The organism is Bradyrhizobium sp. NP1 (assembly GCF_030378205.1).
Taxonomy (GTDB): domain Bacteria; phylum Pseudomonadota; class Alphaproteobacteria; order Rhizobiales; family Xanthobacteraceae; genus Bradyrhizobium.
The window spans coordinates 7,035,227-7,053,561 of record NZ_CP127385.1 but is presented as its reverse complement, the minus strand read 5'-3'; the positions used below and the strand labels follow the sequence as shown (position 1 = coordinate 7,053,561).

At 65.1% G+C, this 18,335-nt stretch carries 24 protein-coding genes; 15 read left to right on the top strand and 9 right to left on the bottom strand.

Going from position 1 to position 18,335, the window contains the following annotated elements; all coding sequences use genetic code 11:
• The first annotated feature begins 92 nt into the window (after window positions 1-92).
• The 12 genes from urtE (at window position 93) to QOU61_RS34060 (ending at window position 9,545) form a co-directional block, all read left to right on the top strand.
• Window positions 93-788 carry an urea ABC transporter ATP-binding subunit UrtE gene (gene urtE / locus QOU61_RS34115; protein WP_289655557.1) on the top strand — a complete coding sequence of 232 codons (696 nt, stop codon included), beginning with the start codon at window positions 93-95 and terminating at the stop codon, window positions 786-788.
• A gap of 47 nt (window positions 789-835) precedes the next feature.
• The gene (locus QOU61_RS34110; RefSeq protein ID WP_289655556.1) at window positions 836-1,660 is read left to right on the top strand and encodes an urease accessory protein UreD; all 825 of its coding nucleotides are present in this window, start codon (window positions 836-838) and stop codon (window positions 1,658-1,660) included.
• Between the two features lie 27 nt (window positions 1,661-1,687).
• On the top strand, window positions 1,688-1,990 hold the full coding sequence (locus QOU61_RS34105) for an urease subunit gamma (protein ID WP_289655555.1): 303 nt from the start codon (window positions 1,688-1,690) through the stop codon (window positions 1,988-1,990).
• Between the two features lie 112 nt (window positions 1,991-2,102).
• Window positions 2,103-2,408 (top strand): urease subunit beta, encoded by a 306-nt coding sequence (locus tag QOU61_RS34100; RefSeq protein ID WP_289655554.1) that lies wholly within the window; start codon window positions 2,103-2,105, stop codon window positions 2,406-2,408.
• Between the two features lie 4 nt (window positions 2,409-2,412).
• Entirely contained in the window at window positions 2,413-2,952 is a 540-nt protein-coding gene (locus QOU61_RS34095) for an HD domain-containing protein (protein WP_289655553.1), read from the top strand.
• The gene (locus QOU61_RS34090) at window positions 2,949-3,494 is read left to right on the top strand and encodes a hypothetical protein (protein ID WP_289655552.1); all 546 of its coding nucleotides are present in this window, start codon (window positions 2,949-2,951) and stop codon (window positions 3,492-3,494) included. The genes QOU61_RS34095 and QOU61_RS34090 overlap by 4 nt, the downstream gene beginning before the upstream one ends.
• Before the next feature lie 33 nt (window positions 3,495-3,527).
• On the top strand, window positions 3,528-5,243 hold the full coding sequence (gene ureC / locus QOU61_RS34085; protein WP_289655551.1) for an urease subunit alpha: 1,716 nt from the start codon (window positions 3,528-3,530) through the stop codon (window positions 5,241-5,243).
• Between the two features lie 30 nt (window positions 5,244-5,273).
• On the top strand, window positions 5,274-5,579 hold the full coding sequence (locus tag QOU61_RS34080) for a putative quinol monooxygenase (protein ID WP_289655550.1): 306 nt from the start codon (window positions 5,274-5,276) through the stop codon (window positions 5,577-5,579).
• Window positions 5,576-6,169 (top strand): urease accessory protein UreE, encoded by a 594-nt coding sequence (locus tag QOU61_RS34075; protein WP_289655549.1) that lies wholly within the window; start codon window positions 5,576-5,578, stop codon window positions 6,167-6,169. Before QOU61_RS34080 ends, QOU61_RS34075 begins: the two co-directional genes overlap by 4 nt.
• Complete coding sequence (locus tag QOU61_RS34070) at window positions 6,150-6,881, top strand: urease accessory protein UreF (protein ID WP_289662037.1); 732 nt, start codon at window positions 6,150-6,152, stop codon at window positions 6,879-6,881. The genes QOU61_RS34075 and QOU61_RS34070 overlap by 20 nt, the downstream gene beginning before the upstream one ends.
• A gap of 66 nt (window positions 6,882-6,947) precedes the next feature.
• Window positions 6,948-7,598 carry an urease accessory protein UreG gene (ureG, locus tag QOU61_RS34065; protein ID WP_289655548.1) on the top strand — a complete coding sequence of 217 codons (651 nt, stop codon included), beginning with the start codon at window positions 6,948-6,950 and terminating at the stop codon, window positions 7,596-7,598.
• A gap of 288 nt (window positions 7,599-7,886) precedes the next feature.
• Window positions 7,887-9,545 (top strand): CHASE domain-containing protein, encoded by a 1,659-nt coding sequence (locus QOU61_RS34060; protein WP_289655547.1) that lies wholly within the window; start codon window positions 7,887-7,889, stop codon window positions 9,543-9,545.
• 85 nt (window positions 9,546-9,630) lie between these two features.
• Here the strand turns inward: QOU61_RS34060 and QOU61_RS34055 are convergent, their stop codons facing one another.
• Window positions 9,631-10,176, bottom strand: coding sequence for a sigma-70 family RNA polymerase sigma factor (locus QOU61_RS34055; RefSeq protein WP_289655546.1), 546 nt, complete (start codon window positions 10,174-10,176; stop codon window positions 9,631-9,633).
• Entirely contained in the window at window positions 10,176-10,412 is a 237-nt protein-coding gene (locus tag QOU61_RS34050; protein ID WP_289655545.1) for a NepR family anti-sigma factor, read from the bottom strand. The genes QOU61_RS34055 and QOU61_RS34050 overlap by 1 nt, the downstream gene beginning before the upstream one ends.
• Window positions 10,413-10,624: 212 nt before the next feature.
• Here QOU61_RS34050 and QOU61_RS34045 point away from each other — a divergent pair, with 212 nt between their 5' ends.
• Window positions 10,625-11,431: a response regulator gene (locus QOU61_RS34045; protein ID WP_289655544.1), complete on the top strand. Its 807-nt coding sequence runs from the start codon at window positions 10,625-10,627 to the stop codon at window positions 11,429-11,431.
• A 110-nt stretch (window positions 11,432-11,541) separates the two neighbouring features.
• On the opposite strand, the gene QOU61_RS34040 is transcribed toward QOU61_RS34045, so the two are convergent.
• From QOU61_RS34040 to QOU61_RS34025, 4 genes are all read right to left on the bottom strand, one after another.
• Window positions 11,542-12,177 (bottom strand): cysteine hydrolase family protein, encoded by a 636-nt coding sequence (locus QOU61_RS34040; protein ID WP_289655543.1) that lies wholly within the window; start codon window positions 12,175-12,177, stop codon window positions 11,542-11,544.
• 34 nt (window positions 12,178-12,211) lie between these two features.
• The gene (locus QOU61_RS34035) at window positions 12,212-13,039 is read right to left on the bottom strand and encodes an ABC transporter substrate-binding protein (protein ID WP_289655542.1); all 828 of its coding nucleotides are present in this window, start codon (window positions 13,037-13,039) and stop codon (window positions 12,212-12,214) included.
• A complete protein-coding gene (locus tag QOU61_RS34030) occupies window positions 13,036-13,695 on the bottom strand; it encodes an ABC transporter permease (protein ID WP_289655541.1) in 660 nt (219 codons plus the stop codon). The genes QOU61_RS34035 and QOU61_RS34030 overlap by 4 nt, the downstream gene beginning before the upstream one ends.
• 225 nt (window positions 13,696-13,920) lie before the next feature.
• Window positions 13,921-14,364 carry a PaaI family thioesterase gene (locus QOU61_RS34025; RefSeq protein WP_289655540.1) on the bottom strand — a complete coding sequence of 148 codons (444 nt, stop codon included), beginning with the start codon at window positions 14,362-14,364 and terminating at the stop codon, window positions 13,921-13,923.
• 107 nt (window positions 14,365-14,471) lie between these two features.
• Here QOU61_RS34025 and QOU61_RS34020 point away from each other — a divergent pair, with 107 nt between their 5' ends.
• Both QOU61_RS34020 and QOU61_RS34015 read left to right on the top strand, forming a co-directional pair.
• Window positions 14,472-15,074, top strand: a complete 603-nt coding sequence (locus tag QOU61_RS34020; protein ID WP_289655539.1) for a TetR/AcrR family transcriptional regulator — start codon at window positions 14,472-14,474, stop codon at window positions 15,072-15,074.
• Window positions 15,075-15,386: 312 nt separating this feature from the next.
• Complete coding sequence (locus tag QOU61_RS34015; protein WP_289655538.1) at window positions 15,387-15,758, top strand: hypothetical protein; 372 nt, start codon at window positions 15,387-15,389, stop codon at window positions 15,756-15,758.
• 136 nt (window positions 15,759-15,894) lie between these two features.
• Here the strand turns inward: QOU61_RS34015 and QOU61_RS34010 are convergent, their stop codons facing one another.
• The 3 genes from QOU61_RS34010 to QOU61_RS34000 form a co-directional block, all read right to left on the bottom strand.
• On the bottom strand, window positions 15,895-16,329 hold the full coding sequence (locus QOU61_RS34010; protein ID WP_289655537.1) for a hypothetical protein: 435 nt from the start codon (window positions 16,327-16,329) through the stop codon (window positions 15,895-15,897).
• Window positions 16,330-16,584: 255 nt separating this feature from the next.
• Window positions 16,585-16,956: an ElaB/YgaM/YqjD family protein gene (locus tag QOU61_RS34005; protein ID WP_289655536.1), complete on the bottom strand. Its 372-nt coding sequence runs from the start codon at window positions 16,954-16,956 to the stop codon at window positions 16,585-16,587.
• 85 nt (window positions 16,957-17,041) lie between these two features.
• Window positions 17,042-18,148 (bottom strand): AI-2E family transporter, encoded by a 1,107-nt coding sequence (locus QOU61_RS34000; RefSeq protein ID WP_289655535.1) that lies wholly within the window; start codon window positions 18,146-18,148, stop codon window positions 17,042-17,044.
• Between the last annotated feature and the right edge of the window lie 187 nt (window positions 18,149-18,335).

Here is an 18,335-nt window from a genome sequence, read left to right as displayed (position 1 = left end):
TCAGGGCAAGGAAACGGCCGTGGCGCTCTTCTCCTTCCCCTTGAAAATGGGAGAGCCGGGGAGGGGATCATGGCGGACGAAGGATGCTTCCGATGCTCGAGGTGAAAGACATCAACCTCTATTACGGCGCGGCGCAGGCGCTGCGCGGCGTCTCGCTTGCGGCCGCGCCCGGCAAGGTCACCTGTGTGCTCGGCCGCAACGGCGTCGGCAAGACCTCGCTGCTCCGCGCCCTGGTGGGCCAATATCCGGTCGCCTCGGGCTCGATCAGCTTCGACGGCGCCGACATCACGGGCCTCAAACCCTATGAGCGGGCGCGGCGCGGCATCGGCTTCGTGCCGCAGGGCCGCGAGATTTTTCCCCTTCTGACGGTCGAGGAGAACCTCAAGACCGGCTTTGCGCCCTTGAAGCGCGAGGACCGCAGCATTCCGAACGACGTGTTTTCGCTGTTTCCGGTGCTGGAATCCATGCTGGGGCGCCGCGGCGGCGACCTCTCCGGCGGCCAGCAGCAGCAACTCGCGATCGGGCGCGCGCTCGTCATGCGACCGAAACTGCTGCTGCTCGATGAGCCGACCGAGGGCATCCAGCCCTCGATCATCAAGGATATCGCGCGGGCGATCTCCTACTTGCGCAACCTCGGCAACATCGCCATCGTGCTGGTCGAGCAATATCTCGACTTTGCCTGTGAGCTCGGCGACAGTTTCGCGGTGATGGACCGGGGTGCGGTGAAATATGCCTGCGACCGCACAGCCCTCGACCCCGCCGAAATCAGCCGCCAGATGGCGCTGTAAGGACTTTAAGGGCGCGGCGGCCTTTCGACCGCGTTCCGGGAGGATGGATGCGCAGTGAGGCGGCTAACACGTTCGCGGCCAACCGCGCGCGCGGCGCGGTTGCTTTCGAGGTGGCCGAGCGCGAAGGCGCCACGAGGCGCGGCGCTTTGCATGAATCCGGCTCGTTGCGCGTGCGCTTTCCCGCGCCCGAGGATAAGGGTCTCTCCGCCGTGCTGGTGAACACCGCTGGTGGCATCGCTGGCGGCGACCGCTTCGAGGTCGGCATCTCCGTTGAAGCGGGCGCCCGGCTGACGCTGACCACGGCGGCGGCCGAAAAGATCTATCGCGCGGCGGATGCGGCGGCCGAGCTCAGCGTCACCCTGAAGGTCGCCGACGGCGCGCATCTCGCCTGGCTGCCGCAGGAGACCATCCTGTTCGATCGCGCACGCCTGACGCGGCGCATCGAGATCGAGCTTTCAGAAGGCGCTTCGCTGCTGTTGTGCGAAATTGTCGTGTTCGGCCGGACCGCGATGGGCGAACGCATGCAAAGCGGCGCCTTCATCGACCGCTGGCGCCTGCGCCGCGGCGGCCGGCTTGTCTTTGCCGAGACGGTTCGCCTCGACGGTGACATCGGAGGCAGGCTGGCGCGGCCTGCGGTCGCCAAGGGCGGCGTTGCCATTGGCACCGCGCTGATCGTGCCGGGCGACGAAGCGCTGGTCGCGCGCATCCGCGAGCGGTCGGGCGCGTTCGCCGGCGAAGTCGGCGTCTCCGCCTGGAACGGATTTGCCATGGCGCGTTTCTGCGCCCAGGATGCCGCCGCGCTGCGTGCCGATATGATGGCGGTACTGGGCGCCGCCGACCGTGCAGCTTTGCCGCGGCTCTGGCTCAACTAGATCGAAAACGTCAATCCGAGTGCTGGCATGAATCTCTCCCCCCGCGAAAAGGACAAGCTTCTGATCTCGATGGCGGCCATGGTGGCGCGGCGCCGCCTGGAGCGCGGCGTCAAGCTCAACCACCCCGAGGCGATCGCGATCATTTCCGATTTCATCGTCGAGGGCGCGCGTGATGGCCGCACCGTCGCCGAGCTGATGAAGTCGGGCGCGGAAGTTCTGACGCGCGAGCAGGTGATGCCGGGAATCCCCGAGATGATCCACGACATTCAGGTCGAGGCGACTTTCCCGGATGGGACCAAGCTCGTCACCGTGCATCAGCCGATCCGGTGACGACGTCATTCCGGTGCGGCCGGTACGGCCGAACCCGGAATCTGGAGGTTATCAGATTCGAGATTCCGGGTTCGCGCTGCGCGCGCCCCGGAATGACAGGAGGAGGACAAGAATGATCCCCGGCGAACTCTTCATCCAGGACGGCGAGATCGAGCTCAATGCCGGCCGCAAGACCGTGACGCTGACGGTGGCCAATTCAGGCGACCGGCCGATCCAGGTCGGCTCGCACTACCATTTCTTCGAGACCAACCCGGCGCTGAAATTCGATCGGAAAAAGGCGCGCGGCATGCGGCTCGATATCGCGGCCGGCACTGCGGTGCGCTTCGAGCCGGGACAGACGCGGGAAGTGCATCTCGTCGCGCTTGCCGGCAAGCGCACCGTCTACGGCTTTCGCGGCGACGTGATGGGGAAGTTGTGATTCCATGTTGACCGGAATCCGTCTCATCTCGGAAGCTGCCGAGCTGGCCGCACATCGCCACGCCGGCACGGCGCGCAAGGGGCGCGGCAGCGAGCCCTACATCAACCACCTCGCCGAGGTGGCGAACCTGCTCGCGCGAGTGACCGATGGCGCCGATGCCGAGCTGATAGCGGCCGGCTGGCTGCATGATGTGATCGAGGATACCGCAACCACGCGCGAGGAGCTGGCGCAGAAGTTCGGCGAGCGCGTCGCGGCGCTGGTCGTGGGGTGCACCGACGACATGAGCCTGTCCAAGGCCGAGCGCCGGAAGAAACAGATCGAGGACGCGCCGCACAAATCGCCCGGCGCAAAGCTGATCAAGATCGCCGACAAGGTCAGCAACGTGCGCGCGCGCATATTTCTAAATGCGAGCGCGGAGCAGCGCGAAGAACTGGCCGACTATGTCGCCTGGGCCGAGCAGGTCGTCGCCGGATGTCGCGGCGTGAATGCGGCGCTCGACAAGATGTTCGACGATGCGGTCGCTGAAGCGAGGAGTTCGCTGTGAGGACGCAAACGCATGGTTTGCGCACGGGCGCCGTATCGAAAGCGGTCTGTGCTCTTGTTGCGAGCCTTGCCACTTTTCTCCTGGCTTCGTCCGCATCCGCCAATGAAGTGAAATGGCGTCAGACGAAATTCGATGACGGTGCATTTATGCTGTACATCGCGGAGACCGCTGAGGCGACCGATGCGATCGGATCGATATCTTTTCATTGCGCGCCCGGATCCGGCGCGGTCAAGGTTTCCGAGACTAACATTCAGGACAAAAGCGTGCGGGCCGCGATTGCGGATCTGATTCTGAATGACGGATACCCGATCGTGCGGCTCGATCCGGGGCCGGAAACCTCTGTCCTCGATAAAATCGCCTCCTACGACTCGGGTGGCTGGGGATACGATTTCAACGTCGCCCCCAACGACGCGGCGTTCAAGGCGTTTGAGAAGACAGGCTTCTTCAAATTCAAGATCGGGAATGCGGCAGTTCGGTTCGGTATTGAGGCGGGGCGCGGCGATATCGCCCGATTTGGGGCCGCCTGCCGGAAAACACCCTGACAGAAGCACTTCTGAGAGAGCAAGGATTCAAGAATGACATCGAAAATCTCTCGACGCGTCTATGCCGACATGTTCGGGCCGACCACCGGCGACCGTGTGCGGCTCGCCGACACCGACCTCATCATCGAGGTGGAGAAGGATTTCACCACCTACGGCGAAGAGGTAAAGTTCGGCGGCGGCAAGGTGATCCGCGACGGCATGGGCCAGTCGCAAGCAACCAACCGGCAGGGCGCGGCCGATACCGTGATCACCAACGCGCTGATCGTCGATCACTGGGGTATCGTGAAAGCCGATGTCGCGATCAAGGAAGGCATGATCTCGGCGGTCGGCAAGGCCGGCAATCCCGACATCCAGCCCAATGTGACCATCGTGATCGGACCGGGCACCGACGTGATTGCGGGGGAGGGGAAGATCCTCACCGCAGGGGGATTCGACAGCCACATCCATTTCATCTGCCCGCAACAGATCGAGCATGCGCTGATGTCTGGTGTCACCTCGATGCTGGGCGGCGGCACCGGCCCCTCGCACGGCACGTTCGCCACCACCTGCACGCCAGGGCCCTGGCACATGGCGCGGATGATCCAGTCGTTCGACGCCTTCCCGGTCAATCTCGGTATCTCGGGCAAGGGCAATGCGTCGCGTCCGGCGGCGCTGGCCGAGATGATCAAGGCGGGCGCCTGCGCGCTCAAGCTGCACGAGGACTGGGGCACGACGCCGGCCGCGATCGACAATTGCCTTTCAGTCGCCGACGACTACGACGTCCAGGTGATGCTGCATTCCGACACGCTGAACGAATCCGGATTCGTCGAGGACACAGTAAAGGCCTTCAAGGGCCGCACCATCCACGCCTTCCACACCGAAGGCGCCGGCGGCGGCCACGCGCCCGACATCATCAAGATCGCCGGCTTGAAGAACGTCCTGCCGTCGTCGACCAATCCGACGCGCCCCTTCACCCGCAACACCATCGACGAGCATCTGGACATGCTGATGGTGTGCCACCATCTCGATCCCTCGATCGCGGAAGACCTTGCGTTTGCCGAGAGTCGCATCCGGAAGGAGACCATCGCCGCCGAAGACATCCTGCACGATCTCGGCGCACTCTCGATGATGTCGTCGGATTCGCAGGCCATGGGCCGTCTCGGCGAGGTCATCATCCGCACCTGGCAGACCGCCGACAAGATGAAGAAGCAGCGCGGATCGTTGCCGCAGGACAAGGGCAAGGACAACGACAATTTTCGCGTCAGGCGCTACATCGCCAAATACACCATCAACCCCGCGATCGCGCACGGCGTGTCAAAACTGATCGGCTCGGTCGAGAAGGGCAAGCTCGCCGACCTCGTGCTGTGGTCGCCGGCCTTCTTCGGCGTCAAGCCGGACCTGATCATCAAGGGCGGCTCGATTGTTGCCGCGCCCATGGGCGACCCCAACGCCTCGATCCCGACCCCGCAGCCGGTGCATTACCAGCCGATGTTTGCTGCCTTCGGCAAGTCGCTGACGGCATCGTCCGTCGTCTTCACCTCGAAGGCCGCGGTGGCGGGCGGGCTGGCGCGCAAGCTCGGCATTTCGAAGCAGCTCTATGCGGTGCAGAACACCCGCGGCAAGATCTCCAAGAAGAGCATGGTCCACAATGACGCCACGCCCCATATCGAGGTCGATCCGGAAACCTATGAGGTGCGCGCCGATGGCGAACTGCTGACCTGCGCGCCGGCGGAGGTATTGCCGCTGGCGCAGCGTTATTTCATGTTCTAGGAAACGTCGGAAAAGCAACGGGAGGATTGCATGATCTATGTCATCGCCACCACGCAGATGAAGCCCGAGAGCCGCGAGGCCTTCATCAACGGGCACAAGGCGTGCATCGCCGAAACGCGGAAAGAGAAGGGCTGCATCGCTTATGAGGGCCACGTCAGCGTCAACGATCCCAACCTGTATGTGGTGGTCGAGCGCTGGGAAAGCCGCGACGATCTCAACGCGCATGCCCGCGCGCCGCACATGAAGGTGTGGCGCGAACTTTCCGCATCGCTGAAGGCCTCGCCGACGCTGATCGAGATCATCAGCGACGGCAAGGTCGATAAGATCTCCGCATGATCCGCGCTACGGATGTGAAGCCGCAGCATCGCTGGACCGCGGCGCCGGCCGACACCGTCGTGCTCGATTTCGACGACCGGCATCGGCGGCGGCTGGTGATGTGCGGCACGCGCGGCCTCGAATTCCTGCTCGATCTCGAAAACGCCGTGGCGTTGCGCGGCGGCGACGCCCTGGTGCTGGAGGATGGAAGGCTGGTCGAGGTGGTGGCAGCGCCCGAGCCGCTGATCGAGATTCGCGGGGCCGATCCGCATCATCTGATCCGCGTCGCCTGGCATCTCGGCAACCGCCATCTGCCGACCCAGATCATGCCGAAGGCGCTGCGTATCCGAAAGGATCACGTGATCGAGGCGATGGTGAAGGGATTGGGCGCGCGCGTCGTCGCGATCGAGGCGCCGTTCGATCCCGAGGGCGGTGCCTATGCCGGCGCCGCGCATGCTCACGTTTCCGAGAACCACGCGCCGCATCACGCCGCGCATGATCATGCGCACGATCATGGCGATCATGATCACCACCATGACCACCACCATCATGACGAGCATTGCGACCACGATCATCATCACGGCCATTCCCATGCTCATGACCACAAATGAGCCGGAGCGGGCGCGGAGTGACCTGACGGAGCGCGAGGCGGCCTCGCTCTACCGTCTCATGACCTGGCTGTCGCCGGCCTTTCCGGTCGGCGGCTTCTCCTATTCCAGCGGCATCGAATGGGCGGTGGAGGCGGCCGACGTCCGGGATGCGGCGACGCTGCAGGACTGGCTTGCCGCGATGCTCACGGACGGCTCGGGTTTCTGCGACGGTGTCTTCCTGGCGCAGGCGCATCGCGCGGCGGAAGCTGCCGATGAGATCGCTTTGAAAGAAGTCGCGGAGCTTGCGGCGGCCTTTGTGCCCTCGCGCGAGCGGCAGCTCGAGACGTCAGCGCAGGGCCGCGCCTTTGTCGAGATCGCGCGCACCGCCTGGAATTGCGATGGCCTGGAGGCGACGCTGGCGGCATGCGACGGCGCGATCGTCTACCCGGTCGCGGTCGGCATCGTCGGCGCCATGCATGGAATTCCGCTGCGGCCGCTGCTGCACGCCTTCCTGCACGCGGTGACGTCGAACTGGATTTCGGCCGCCAGCCGCCTCGTTCCGCTCGGCCAGACCGACAGCCAGCGCGTGCTCGCCGCGCTCGAGAGCGTGGTCGCGGCCACCGCCGCGCGCGCGGCAGTGGCCTCGCTCGACGATCTCGGCAGCGCGACTTTCCGCGCCGACCTGGCAGGCCTGAGGCACGAGACGCAGTACACGCGGTTGTTCAGGTCATGAGACGGATGGTACCCCAGGCGCCGTCCCGGCGTTCGCCGGGACCACAACAATTGAGGGATTGCTGACATGGCTAGTTCTCACGGCCCCCTGCGTGTCGGCGTCGGCGGTCCCGTCGGCTCGGGCAAGACCGCGCTGATGGATCTGCTCTGCAAGGCGCTGCGCGAACGCTACGACATCGCCGCCATCACCAACGACATCTACACCAAATGGGATGCAGAGTTCCTGGTGCGTTCGGGATCGCTGACGGCGGACCGCATTGCCGGCGTCGAGACCGGCGGCTGCCCGCATACCGCGATCCGTGAGGACGCCTCGATGAACCTCGCGGCCGTTGCCGACATGCGGGCCAAGTTTCCCGGTCTCGATCTGGTGCTGATCGAGTCCGGCGGCGACAATCTCGCCGCCACCTTCTCGCCCGAGCTTGCAGACCTCACGATCTATGTGATCGACGTGGCCGCCGGCGACAAGATCCCCTCCAAGGGCGGCCCCGGAATCACCCGCTCCGACCTCCTGGTGATCAACAAGATCGATCTCGCGCCCCATGTCGGTGCTTCGCTCGACAAGATGGATGCGGATACGCGTCGGATGCGCGGCGAGCGGCCGTTCGTGATGACCAACCTGAAGAAGGGCGAGGGGCTGGAGAAGATCACGGCCTTCATCGAGGCCAAAGGTGGGCTGCGCCCGGCGGCGCCGGCCGGCGCCGCGAGGCCGGCGCGTTAACCCTTGTGACGGGCTGTCGCGGGCTTTTTAGAAGGATTTCAGCGCGCGGGGCGGAACCAATCCTGCGTGACGCTATTGTCGTTCTCCGGACTTGCTCCGGGGCTTGGCCGGCCCAGCCCGTGGTGGGGCTCGGTTAATCCTCCTCTCCAAGTTTAGTTGCGCGCTTCTGATGCCTCCTCCATTATCCCGCCCGGTTGGGCCCAATCTGTCGTGGCTTGCGAAGAGGCGAGCGGATTCCAGATGATTTCAGCGCTGCCTCGCCAATCCCTCATTTCCTGAGTAAGCCGCGTGGTTCGGTTGGGCTTTATCATCGGTTTCATCGCGCTCATCGGAGTCCTGCTCTCCGGGCTTGCGGCCTATCGCGTTCACGACCAGGAATTGACCATCGACGGCATTGCGCTGGCGCGCGCGATCGACGTGCATGCCAGCCTGGTGCAGGACCGTCTCACCGAGCGCGAGTTGCTGGCCCGTGTCGCGTCGGGCCTTTTCCGCTCGCCCTCGGTGGTGAAGGCCAGCATGCTGGAGCCGCTGCGCTCCTCGATCTATGCGTTCAAGACCGATTTCGTGGTGGCGGGCTGGGTGGCGCGGCTCAAGCCGGGCGATCTCGATGCAGCGCGCGGTGAACTCGCCAGCGCCGGCTTCGCCAACCCGACGATCCGCAACTATGACGACAAGCCGCTCGATACCGCGGCGATCAGTCAGCCGATCGACGTGCTGATGGATGTCGAGCCGCGCAACGCGGAGACGCGCACCTTTCCGGGGCGGGCGCTCGACAGCAATCCGGTGGTCGGGCCGATGCTGGCGCAGGCGATGGCGGCGGGAAAGCCGGTCGCCTCCGATCCGCTGCCGCTGTTGCGCGCCAATGGACCGATGGGGCTGATGCTGGCGGCGCCGGTGGTGCCGCCCGGCGCCACTGCACCGGCCGGCTTCGTGACGTTTTCCTACGAGCTTTCGCCGCTGATGCTCACCAACGACGACCTGTCGCTGTTCTCGGTGGCGCTGAAGGATCCGCGCAACGACAATGGCGAGCTGGTCGCGAACGACCGGGGCGTGGTTTCCGAGCGGACGGTCGCGCCCGCAAGCCCGCCGCCGTCGGCGGTGCGCACGGTGACGTTCGGCAACCGCGACTGGCGGCTTGCCTATTATGCCAAGACCAACGCCGTGAAGCGCGCCGAGCAGACCGCGGCCATCGTGGCGGCGATCGGCCTGTCGCTGACCGGCATCATCTGCGGCCTGTTCGGCTATGTCGCCTATAACAACCTGCGCCTTTCCCGTGAAATCCAGGTCCGGATCGGATTCGAGCGCAGGCTGACCGCCGTGATCGACGAGCTCAACCACCGGGTCAAGAACATCCTGGCGGTGATCCAGTCGATCGTGACGCGCACGCTGCGGCACGGCTCCGATATCGACGTGGCGCGCGAACTGCTGATCGGGCGCATCCACGCGATGTCGAACGTGGTGTCGCTGTTGAGCGAGAGCCAGTGGCAGGGCGTGCAGCTCAAGGGCCTGTTCGAGGCGCGCGCCATCCCGCATGCCGAGCGCATCGCGGTCAGCGGCCCCGACATCGCGGTGAGCGCGCGCGCCGCCCAGAGCTTGTCGCTTCTGTTCTTCGAGCTGGCCTCGCATTCGGACGAGGGACTGTCGCTGGTCGGCAAGCATCCGCACATCACCGCGAAATGGGAGGTGACGGGCGAGGGCTCCGAGCAGACCTTCCACTTCCGCTGGGAGGAGTTCAACACCAGCGAGGCGACCCGCCGCACCGACAGTGATTTCGGCGTGATCCTGCTCGATCGCGTCGCGCCGGAGGCGCTCGGCGGCGTCGCCAAGCGCTACTTCACCGATGTGAGCTATGTCTACGAGCTCACCGCGCCGATGGACACCGTGGTCGACATGAACGAGCGCGATCGCACCGAAAAATTCTCCGCGCCGGTGCGCCCGCCGCGGTAGCGCGATTTTGCGAATCGCGCATCGCCAAAATGCACATGGCGGGCACGAGGCCCGCCATGGCTAAGCTCTTTCGGACCGCGAGGACCTAGCCGTTGCCGCCGATCACGGCGCGCACCGTCTCGTCAGGGCCGAAATCCTCGGCGCCCTCCACATAGAGCAGGGCTGCAAGCTTCGACCGTGCACGGTTGACGCGGCTCTTGATGGTGCCGACCGCGCAGCCGCAGATCGCCGCCGCGTCCTCGTAGGAGAAGCCGGAGGCGCCGACCAGGATCAGCGCTTCACGCTGGTCCTGCGGCAGCTTGTCGAGCGCTGTACGGAACTCCTCGAATTCCAGATGCGCGTTCTGCGACGGCTGCGTCTTCAGCGTCTTGGCATAGTTGCCCTCGGCATCCTCGACCTCGCGCCGCCGCTTGCGGTAGTCGGAGCGAAACAGGTTGCGCAGGATCGTGAACAACCAGGCCGGCAGGTTCGAGCCGGGCTGGAACGAGTCGATATTGGCGAGCGCCCGCAGCAGGGTCTCCTGCACGAGGTCGTCGGCGCGGTCGCCATTGCCGCTCAGCGAAATGGCGAAGGCGCGCAGGCTCGGCACCGCTGCCAGGATGTCGTCGCGAAGGGATTCTGTGAGAGGCATTACTCCCTCCCGTCATTATTCTGGTCGTTTGGACCCCCGCTTCCTCCCACTTGGTGCGCTGCCTGCGGTACATCAAGCTTGCGGATCAGTTCCGCGAAGCGTTCCGGAACTCCCTGTCGCACCACGTCGTCATACATGGCACGCAACTGGTGACCGATCCTGGATTGGATCTCGGCGTTCAGGCCTCCCTTCCCGGGGGTCATATTCTTGTTGGCTGGAGACTTTGCATCCTTCATGACCTGTTCCACGTTTCCCCGAGTGTTAAGTCTCTGTATTGTCATGTGTTATTTCGAGAGCTGAGGTGCGGTGTCGGGAAGCTAATGCGAATTCCGCTGAAAAGTTCCCAGCATCGGTGGAACTTTTCGCGTGTTCATGCGTAGTCAGCCGACCAGGGGAACCCGGGCCGGCCCCTCCAGGAGATGCAAGGCCCAAAATCGATGGAGTGGGGATGTCCCGATCACAGCTTGTTGCTGAACATTTGCCACTGCTGCGCCGCTATGCCCGCGCGCTGACCGGAAGCCAGACGTCCGGCGACGCCTATGTCGCCGCGATGCTGGAGGCGATGCTGCAGGATCCGTCCGTGCTCGATGAGCGCCATGGCCCCCGCGCAGGGCTGTTCCGGCTGTTCACCCAGATCTGGAATTCGGTCTCGATCAACGAGGACACCGAGGTCCGGACCCTGCCGATGCCGCCGGAGCGTCGGTTGTCCAACATCACGCCGCTGCCTCGCCAGGCTTTCCTGCTGTTGTCGCTCGAAGGCTTTTCCGAGGACGAGGTGGCCTTCATCCTCGGCACCGACGTCGCGGAAGCGCGCAGGCTCGCCGACGCTGCCGGCCGCGAGATGGCGGCCGAGATCGCGACCGACGTCCTGATCATCGAGGACGAGACCTTCATCGCGATGGATCTGGAAAGCCTGGTCAAGAATCTCGGTCACAACGTGATCGGCGTCGCCCGTACCCATTCGGATGCGGTGGCGCTTGCCAAGAACAAGAAGCCGGGCCTGATCCTCGCCGACATCCAGCTCGCCGACGGCAGTTCGGGCCTCGATGCCGTCAACGAGCTGTTGCGCAGTTTCGAGGTGCCGGTGGTGTTCATCACCGCCTATCCGGAACGCTTCCTGACCGGCGAGCGGCCGGAGCCGGCGTTCCTGATCTCAAAGCCGTTCCAGCCGGCGATGGTGTCGGCGGTCGCGAGCCAGGCGCTGTTCTTCCAGCGCAATTCGCGCAACCGCGCGCCCAAAGCGCCCGCGGCGTGAACAAGGCGCCCGCGGCGAACCGGTCGTCGCCGGATAAGGAGTGTACAGTCTAGCTGGTCGAGCCTTTTCCGGCGCGCCTCCCACGGGCGCGCCGGATTTTTTTGCGCTTTTCAAGCGAGCGCGCGGCAAAAGCTGTCGATGTCGGTGATGACGGCGTCGCCGGCGAATTTGAGCGCCTCGATCGAGCGTGCCGCCGCCTCCGCGTGGCCGCCTCCGCAGGCATTCTCGATGATGACGGGAATGAGCCCGAGATCGGCGGCATGGCGCGCGGTCGGCTCGATGCCGATCTCGATCGCGACGCCGACAAGCGCGATCGCCGTGATGCCGCAGTCGCGCAGCGCGATCGGAAGCGGCGTGCCCTCGAGCGCCGACATGGTGATCTTGTCGAAGATCGCCTCGCTCGGCAGTGGCTTCAGTTCGGGCGTGATGTCGAAGCCGGGCGAGTCCCGCAAGAACCATGGATCGACCGCGGTGGGATCGTCCAGGCGCTGCCAGGCCATCGCCATCCGATACTGGAAGGCGCCCATCAGCTCCTTCGGCAGCGACATGTGGCGCATGAAGAACACCCGGACGCCGGCGGCGCGGGCCGCGGCCAGAACCCTGGCGACGCGGCTGACGATCTCGTCCGGGTTCTTGATCTGCCGGAGGATGCCGATCTGCATGTCGTAGACCACCAGCGCCATCCGACGCGGATCGCAGATCTCCTTCAGCGTCTCGGGAATCTCGATATTGGCGGCCTGTTTCATGGCAAATCCCCTTTGTGCCGGGGATTTGCCACGATCATTTCGGCGAAGATGCGGACGGATTGAACAACTTTTGTCCGTTCACCTGGAAAGCGCCGATCGCCCGCTGCCCCTCGTCGGAGACCAGCCAGTCCGCGAACATCTTGGCGGCGGCGAGCTTCGCGCCGGCATGCTTCTGCGGGTTCAGCTCGATCACGTCGTAGCGATTGAGGAGCCTGGCGTCGCCTTCGACCGCGATCACCAGCGGGCCCTTGTTGGCGAAGCTGAGCCAGGTGCCGCGGTCGGACAGCGTATAGGCGCCCATGGCGCTGGCCGCGTTCAGCGCCTGTCCCATGCCGCCGCCAATGTCGCGATACCATTTCTCGGCGGCGAGCATTTCCGGCGTCCTGCCGCCAAGCTTCCAGAGCCGCAGCTCGGCGGCGTTGGTGCCGCTCTTGTCACCGCGGGAGACGAACGGCGCCCCGGCCGCCGCGATCGCCGACAGCGCGGCGACGCTGTCATGGCCGCCGCGGACATGGGCGGGGTCCTCGGCGGGGCCTACGATGACAAAATCGTTCCAGGCGATCTGCCGGCGGCTTGCGCCATGGCCCTCGGCCATGAATTGCTGCTCGGCTTCGGGATCGTGAACCAACAGCAAGTCGGCATCGCCGCGCCGTGCCGTGTCGATGGCCTTGCCGGTGCCCTGCGCCACCACGCGCACGGCAATGCCGGTCCTTGCCGTGAATGCCGGCATGATCGCGGCGAGCAAGCCCGAATTCTCCACCGATGTCGTAGAGGCGAGAATGATGGATTGTTCGGCCGCGGACAGCGGGCTGATCGAGAGACATGCGGCCACGAGCGCCACGGCGAGCCCAGTTCGTTTCATGCTTCCTCACTTCCCGCGCTGCTTGCGCTGCCGGCCAATGCAAAAACCGTCGCACTGATGGATATGCTGATGCCGACCAGCACGGCACCCAATGCGAGTGCGAGCGCGAGGTCGCCTTGGCTGGTCTGCAGCGCGATCGCCGTCGTCATGGTGCGCGTCAGCCCGCGGATGTTGCCGCCGACCAGGATCACCGCGCCGACTTCGGAGACGGTGCGGCCGAACCCGGCGAGCACCGCTGTCACGATATCGGCGCGGATGATCGCGAGGATTTGCGGCATCGCCTGCCGGCGCGTTGCCCCGTCGCTGATCAGTTCGTCGCCATAGCGCGCCCAGGCCCGCTCAGCGGCCCGATGCACCAGTGCGGTGATGATCGGTGCCGCCAGCACCGCCTGCGCAATCACCATGGCCGTCGGCGTGAACAGGAGGCCGAGGAAGCCAAGCGGGCCGGCGCGCGACAGCACGAGGTAGAGCACGAGGCCAACCACGACCGGCGGCAGGCCAAAGAACGCATTGGCGAGCACGACCAGCGCGCGGCGTCCCGGGAAGGCGATGGTTGCGAGCGCATAGCCGACCGGCAGGCTGACCGCGGTCGCAATCGCGGTCGCCGCCAGGCTGACGCCGAGCGAGAGGCTGACGATCGAGAGGAATTCGTGCAATGCGGAAATGGGCAGGTCCTGCTGAAGCTCTGCCGCTTATAGCCTGCTCGGCAGGCGACGTTAAATGCAGCGGAACCTTGCGGCCATCCGTCGCGTCACCGCCTTATCCAGCTGAGCGCAAGGCTGGACGGGTGCGGCCGGCATGGACGGCGGTGGCGGGCTCCATTGGCATGTCCGGCTCCGGGTCCCGAAGCCGGCCTTTCGCTGCCGCGCGTCCGGCCACAGTCAGTTGGCGCGCCGGGAGACCCGGTACGTCGAGGTCACGTGCGCGCATGGGTGGGACTCGCCGTCCGAACTCACCCAGCACTCCAGGTAATGGAGCCGACCGCCGCGCCGCACGATGCGCACGTCGGCAACAAGATCCGCGGCCCGAGCCGGGCTCAGGAAGGTGACGTTGAAATTGGCCATCACCGGAATGACGCTCGTGCCCAGTGCGGCCATGACACAGCAGTACATCGCAGTGTCCGCAAAGCCCATCACCATCGGTCCGGAAAAAACCCGGCCGCTCCCGTCCTGCCAGGGCTCAGCGCCCAGATAGTCCGGTCTGAACGGCAGCCGCAGGCGAAGGGTATCCGGGCCGACCGCCTCGACGACTTCGTTATGGTGATCGACCGGCGGCAGATTGGTCGTGATCGTGCGCTGGGCCTGCTCGGCGGTCAGCAAAGGCATGACGTCGCTCCGGCTCGAATCCGTGCCAACGACAGTCCACAATACTAGACTATCAGTCTAGCAACTAATAGACTATCGGTCGGTTTTGTCAACTAAGATGCGCCCCGATGGATGGACGACTTGCCAAGGGACAAAGCACGCGGGAGCTACTCGTCGCCGCTGCCCGGGAGCTGTTTGCGCGCGACGGCTACGAGGCGACGTCGATCGAGGCGGTGCTTCATCAATCAGGCGTCAGCCGGGGTTCGCTCTACCATCATTTCACCGACAAGAAGGCGCTCTTCGAGGCGGTGCTGATCCGGGTCCACGCCGACGCGGTTCAGCTCACGGTCAAGGCCGCGCGGGGTTCCGCCGACGGCGTCGAGGCATTGAAGGCCGGCTGTCTCGCCTGGATAAAGCTGGCGCGGGACCCGACCATAAGCCGCATCGTGCTGATCGATGCGCCATCGATCGTGGGCTGGGTGCGTTGGCGGCAGATCGACGAGCAGCACAGCTTTGGCGTGGTCAAGGCGGGGCTTCGGGCGGCTGCCAAGAAAGGCCTGCTGCCGGAGCCGATGATAGAACCGATCGGACACATCCTGCTCGCAGCCCTCAACGAGCTCGCCCTTCTCATCGCGATGTCGCGCGATCCGAGGCAGGCCGAGCGCGAGGCAATCGCGGCGCTCGATCTCGTCCTTCGCAAACTGCTGGGCGCTCAGCAACGTCCGGGATAGCGGCGGGAGAGCGGTTCGCGTCTTCGGACTGGCGAATGGCCGGCATCCCGGCAAAACGCAAAAAAACAAAAAAATAGGGCGCGGCTGGCATCACCACAGCCGCGCCCCGTCGCCGGTCAATGGGGCAGGGGGGAATAACCGGCTGCCGGGATGACTCCCCGGCAGAAAAGTCGTTCCAGGGCACCCCAAACTTTTTTGTACACGGTGAAGTGATGGTGAATTCGAGAACCCCGCGGTTCCATGGCGCGTTGTTTTCCCGATCGCCAATGGGGCGAGGGATGAACGGCTATGTCAAAGACTAGTTGGAGTATTTTGGGCGCCATCGGCGTTTCGCTGATGGTTCCCGCCGTGCAGTTTGCCTCGGGCCACGATATGACGGGCGGCATTGAGGCCGCCGCGCCCGCTCCGGACGCCACCGTCAACCGCGCCGCCAAGACCGACCGGTCTGGCCCGCCGGTCGCAGCGGCCGCCCCCACCCGCACCATTTTGCTGCGGCTTGACGGGCTTGCCGAGACCTCGGTGCTGATCCGCGTCCCCGCGGTGCAGGTTTCACGCAACGTCGTGCCCACGCCGCTCCCGCTCCGGCCCGCCACGAACGGGAAGCTGACGATCGCCTGCGAGCCCGTGGTCTCCATGCTCACCGACGTCGCCAAGCTGCTGCAGCCCGGACGCTGCGTGACCTGAAGCCTCCTTGCCGGTCGGCGTGATCTGATCGCGCGGTTGCGTGAGGGAACGTGTGCGCCGCCGGCGATGGCTGCGGGCGCAGGCGCGATCACGCGTCAGCTTTCGCCGCCGCATGATGTCTTCGCGAGATCCGGGCTTATTCGGCTGGCGTCTGGTCCGTGGCGTGGCCGCGTCCGGCGAGAAGTCCGAGCGCGAGGCCGCCGACGGCAAGCAGCGGAATCAGCCGCTTTACGCCGATGCTGCGGACGAGCTGCAGCCCGGCCGCAACCACCATCGGATCCGCCAGCATGGTTTGCGCCGCCGACTTTGCGGTCTCTCGCGCGCGCCGCTCGATCTGGCGCTTGCGCACGAGATAGCTGGCGGCCGTGATCAGGGTGACCAGCAAGAAGATCGCAGCCCCTGAGAAGCAGGCGGCGACCGCGCCGTAGTTTTGCAGCACCAGGATGAACACGGCGGCACAGATGAAGCCGGTGGTGATGAACAGCGCGATTGCGGTCGCTGCGGCGAGCGAGCTCTGCCGCAGCGCTGTTCCCGTCGATTCCTTCAGGTCATCGATGACGCGCTGGAACATTCCGTTTCCTCGATCGGTAGAGGGCATCGACGAAGGCGACGGTGGTCCACCAGCGTCGCCAGCCGGCCCAGAGGCTTCCGGTCCTTGAGCCTCTGGTATTCGAGCTTCCGGTCCTGAAGCTTTCGGTCCTGAAGCTTTGGGCCTTGAAACTTTCGGTCCTGGAGATCGTCATCGCCGTTCTCCTCGTCCGTCGATCCGGTAACGCCGCGCCGGCTGGCGACGCTGGTGCCCCCGAGCCATAGCGACGCCAAAGCTCTAGCGCCGCCACGTCAGGCCGATCAGGAAGCCGAGACCGAGCGCCAGGCCGACAGTTGCAAGCGGGCGCTGCGTGATGACGTCCTCGAGCGTCTCCTCGATCGAGGAGGCGGCGTCCTGCGCCGCATCCAGCATCGCGCTGCCGCGCTCACTCACGTCGTCCATGGTGGAATCGACATTGGCGCGGGCCTGCTTGTAGCCGCGCTTGGCCTGCTTTCGGGCCTGATCGGCAAAGCTGTTGATCGCCTCGGTGATCTGGTCGGTCAGTGCTGCGATATCGTTCTTCACGGCGCTTACATCCTTCTCCAGGCGCTCATAGGTCGCTTTGTCGGCCATGCCCTTTAGTCCCGTCTCGCCATTTGCCATCGACATCAAAAGCACTCCCATGCGCTCAATTCGCGTTAATGGAAGAAACGCGCCGTCGCAGCCGAAGTTCCTCCGCGGAAACCCGCGCGCGTCACGGCAGCTGCGGCGAATTGACCGGCACCAGATGTTCCTTGACGATCAGCGCGACGATCAGGAGCGGCGACGACAGGAACGCGCCCATCGGTCCCCACATCCAGGTCCAGAACGCCAGCATCAGGAACACCGCGAGGGCGTTGAGCGAGAGGCGGCGGCCGATGATGGTCGGCGTGATGAAATGCCCTTCCAGGAAAGCGATGCCGGTGAACGCCACCGCCGCCATCACGCCGCTGCCCAGCGTCGGCAGCGACAGCACGCCGACCAGGAGCAGGACCACGAACATCGCGACCGGTCCGATGATCGGAATGAAGTTCAAGGTCGCGGCCAGCGCGCCCAGTCCGCCCGGACTGGGCATGTGGGTGAGCGCGCAGACGATCCCGGTGGCGATGCCGATGCCGATATTGATGATGGTCACGGTCAGCAGATAGTTGCCGAGATGCACCTCGATCTCGTTGAGGATGCGCAAGGTGCGCAGTCGCGCGTCGTGGTCGCCGAAGTTCATGATCAGCGCCCGCCGCAGGTCGCGCCAGCTTGCGATGAACAGCACCAGCGTCGCGAAGAACAGCAGGAATTCGGTGAAGGTCGGCGAGACGAATTCCAGCGTCGGTTGAACCCATTCGACCTTCGGCATTCCCAACGCCTGCGTGTCCGTGCCGCCGCCAACCATGGTCTGCAGCTCCTGCCAGAGCGCGAGCAGGCGGTCGAACACATGCAGCTTGTCCTTCAGCCGTGCCGCGAGCTCCGGCAGCCGCGTGCTCCATTCCATCAGGGTCGATGAGATCAGTGCCACCATGAACGCCGCGCCGGCCGCGACCGTGATGACGACGGCGAGCGCAGCGATCGAGCGCGGAATGCGGTAGCGCTCGAGAAAGCTTGCGACCGGCGACAGCATGGTGCCGACCACGAACGCCAGCACGACGGGCAGGAAGAATGCCTTGGCGAAATAGAGAACCGCGATGATGCTGATGATGAGCAGGCCGACCAGGGCCGTTGCGACCAGCTCGGTGCGGCGGATCAGGGGTGGCTGCTCGCCAGCGCTGTCCGGTAGCGGCGTCCCTTCCGACCCGTTGGACAGCACTCGTTCACTCGGAAGGACGCGCACGTGATTTTCCCCGCGACGGAGCGAGCACATTCGCTGTCGCGAAATCGCTTCCGCGAGCCGAACTCTGTGGCCTCAACGGTCCTGCCGACGCAAGGTTCCATCGCGGGCTCGTGAACCCGCTTGTGCTTGACAGTGGCGGAAGTGCCGCGCCCGAGGTGGAACCGCGGGCCCTGGCTGGGCGTTTCCC

What these genes read in the sequence shown, in the direction of transcription:
- urtE (WP_289655557.1), top strand. Translation starts at nt 93, where the DNA reads ATGCTCGAGGTGAAAGACATCAACCTCTATTACGGCGCGGCGCAGGCG.
- QOU61_RS34110 (WP_289655556.1), top strand. Translation starts at nt 836, where the DNA reads ATGCGCAGTGAGGCGGCTAACACGTTCGCGGCCAACCGCGCGCGCGGC.
- QOU61_RS34105 (WP_289655555.1), top strand. Translation starts at nt 1,688, where the DNA reads ATGAATCTCTCCCCCCGCGAAAAGGACAAGCTTCTGATCTCGATGGCG.
- QOU61_RS34100 (WP_289655554.1), top strand. Translation starts at nt 2,103, where the DNA reads ATGATCCCCGGCGAACTCTTCATCCAGGACGGCGAGATCGAGCTCAAT.
- QOU61_RS34095 (WP_289655553.1), top strand. Translation starts at nt 2,413, where the DNA reads ATGTTGACCGGAATCCGTCTCATCTCGGAAGCTGCCGAGCTGGCCGCA.
- ureC (WP_289655551.1), top strand. Translation starts at nt 3,528, where the DNA reads ATGACATCGAAAATCTCTCGACGCGTCTATGCCGACATGTTCGGGCCG.
- QOU61_RS34080 (WP_289655550.1), top strand. Translation starts at nt 5,274, where the DNA reads ATGATCTATGTCATCGCCACCACGCAGATGAAGCCCGAGAGCCGCGAG.
- QOU61_RS34075 (WP_289655549.1), top strand. Translation starts at nt 5,576, where the DNA reads ATGATCCGCGCTACGGATGTGAAGCCGCAGCATCGCTGGACCGCGGCG.
- QOU61_RS34070 (WP_289662037.1), top strand. Translation starts at nt 6,150, where the DNA reads ATGCTCATGACCACAAATGAGCCGGAGCGGGCGCGGAGTGACCTGACG.
- ureG (WP_289655548.1), top strand. Translation starts at nt 6,948, where the DNA reads ATGGCTAGTTCTCACGGCCCCCTGCGTGTCGGCGTCGGCGGTCCCGTC.
- QOU61_RS34055 (WP_289655546.1), bottom strand. Translation starts at nt 10,176, where the DNA reads ATGCCTCTCACAGAATCCCTTCGCGACGACATCCTGGCAGCGGTGCCG.
- QOU61_RS34050 (WP_289655545.1), bottom strand. Translation starts at nt 10,412, where the DNA reads ATGAAGGATGCAAAGTCTCCAGCCAACAAGAATATGACCCCCGGGAAG.
- QOU61_RS34045 (WP_289655544.1), top strand. Translation starts at nt 10,625, where the DNA reads ATGTCCCGATCACAGCTTGTTGCTGAACATTTGCCACTGCTGCGCCGC.
- QOU61_RS34040 (WP_289655543.1), bottom strand. Translation starts at nt 12,177, where the DNA reads ATGAAACAGGCCGCCAATATCGAGATTCCCGAGACGCTGAAGGAGATC.
- QOU61_RS34035 (WP_289655542.1), bottom strand. Translation starts at nt 13,039, where the DNA reads ATGAAACGAACTGGGCTCGCCGTGGCGCTCGTGGCCGCATGTCTCTCG.
- QOU61_RS34025 (WP_289655540.1), bottom strand. Translation starts at nt 14,364, where the DNA reads ATGCCTTTGCTGACCGCCGAGCAGGCCCAGCGCACGATCACGACCAAT.
- QOU61_RS34020 (WP_289655539.1), top strand. Translation starts at nt 14,472, where the DNA reads ATGGATGGACGACTTGCCAAGGGACAAAGCACGCGGGAGCTACTCGTC.
- QOU61_RS34010 (WP_289655537.1), bottom strand. Translation starts at nt 16,329, where the DNA reads ATGTTCCAGCGCGTCATCGATGACCTGAAGGAATCGACGGGAACAGCG.
- QOU61_RS34005 (WP_289655536.1), bottom strand. Translation starts at nt 16,956, where the DNA reads ATGTCGATGGCAAATGGCGAGACGGGACTAAAGGGCATGGCCGACAAA.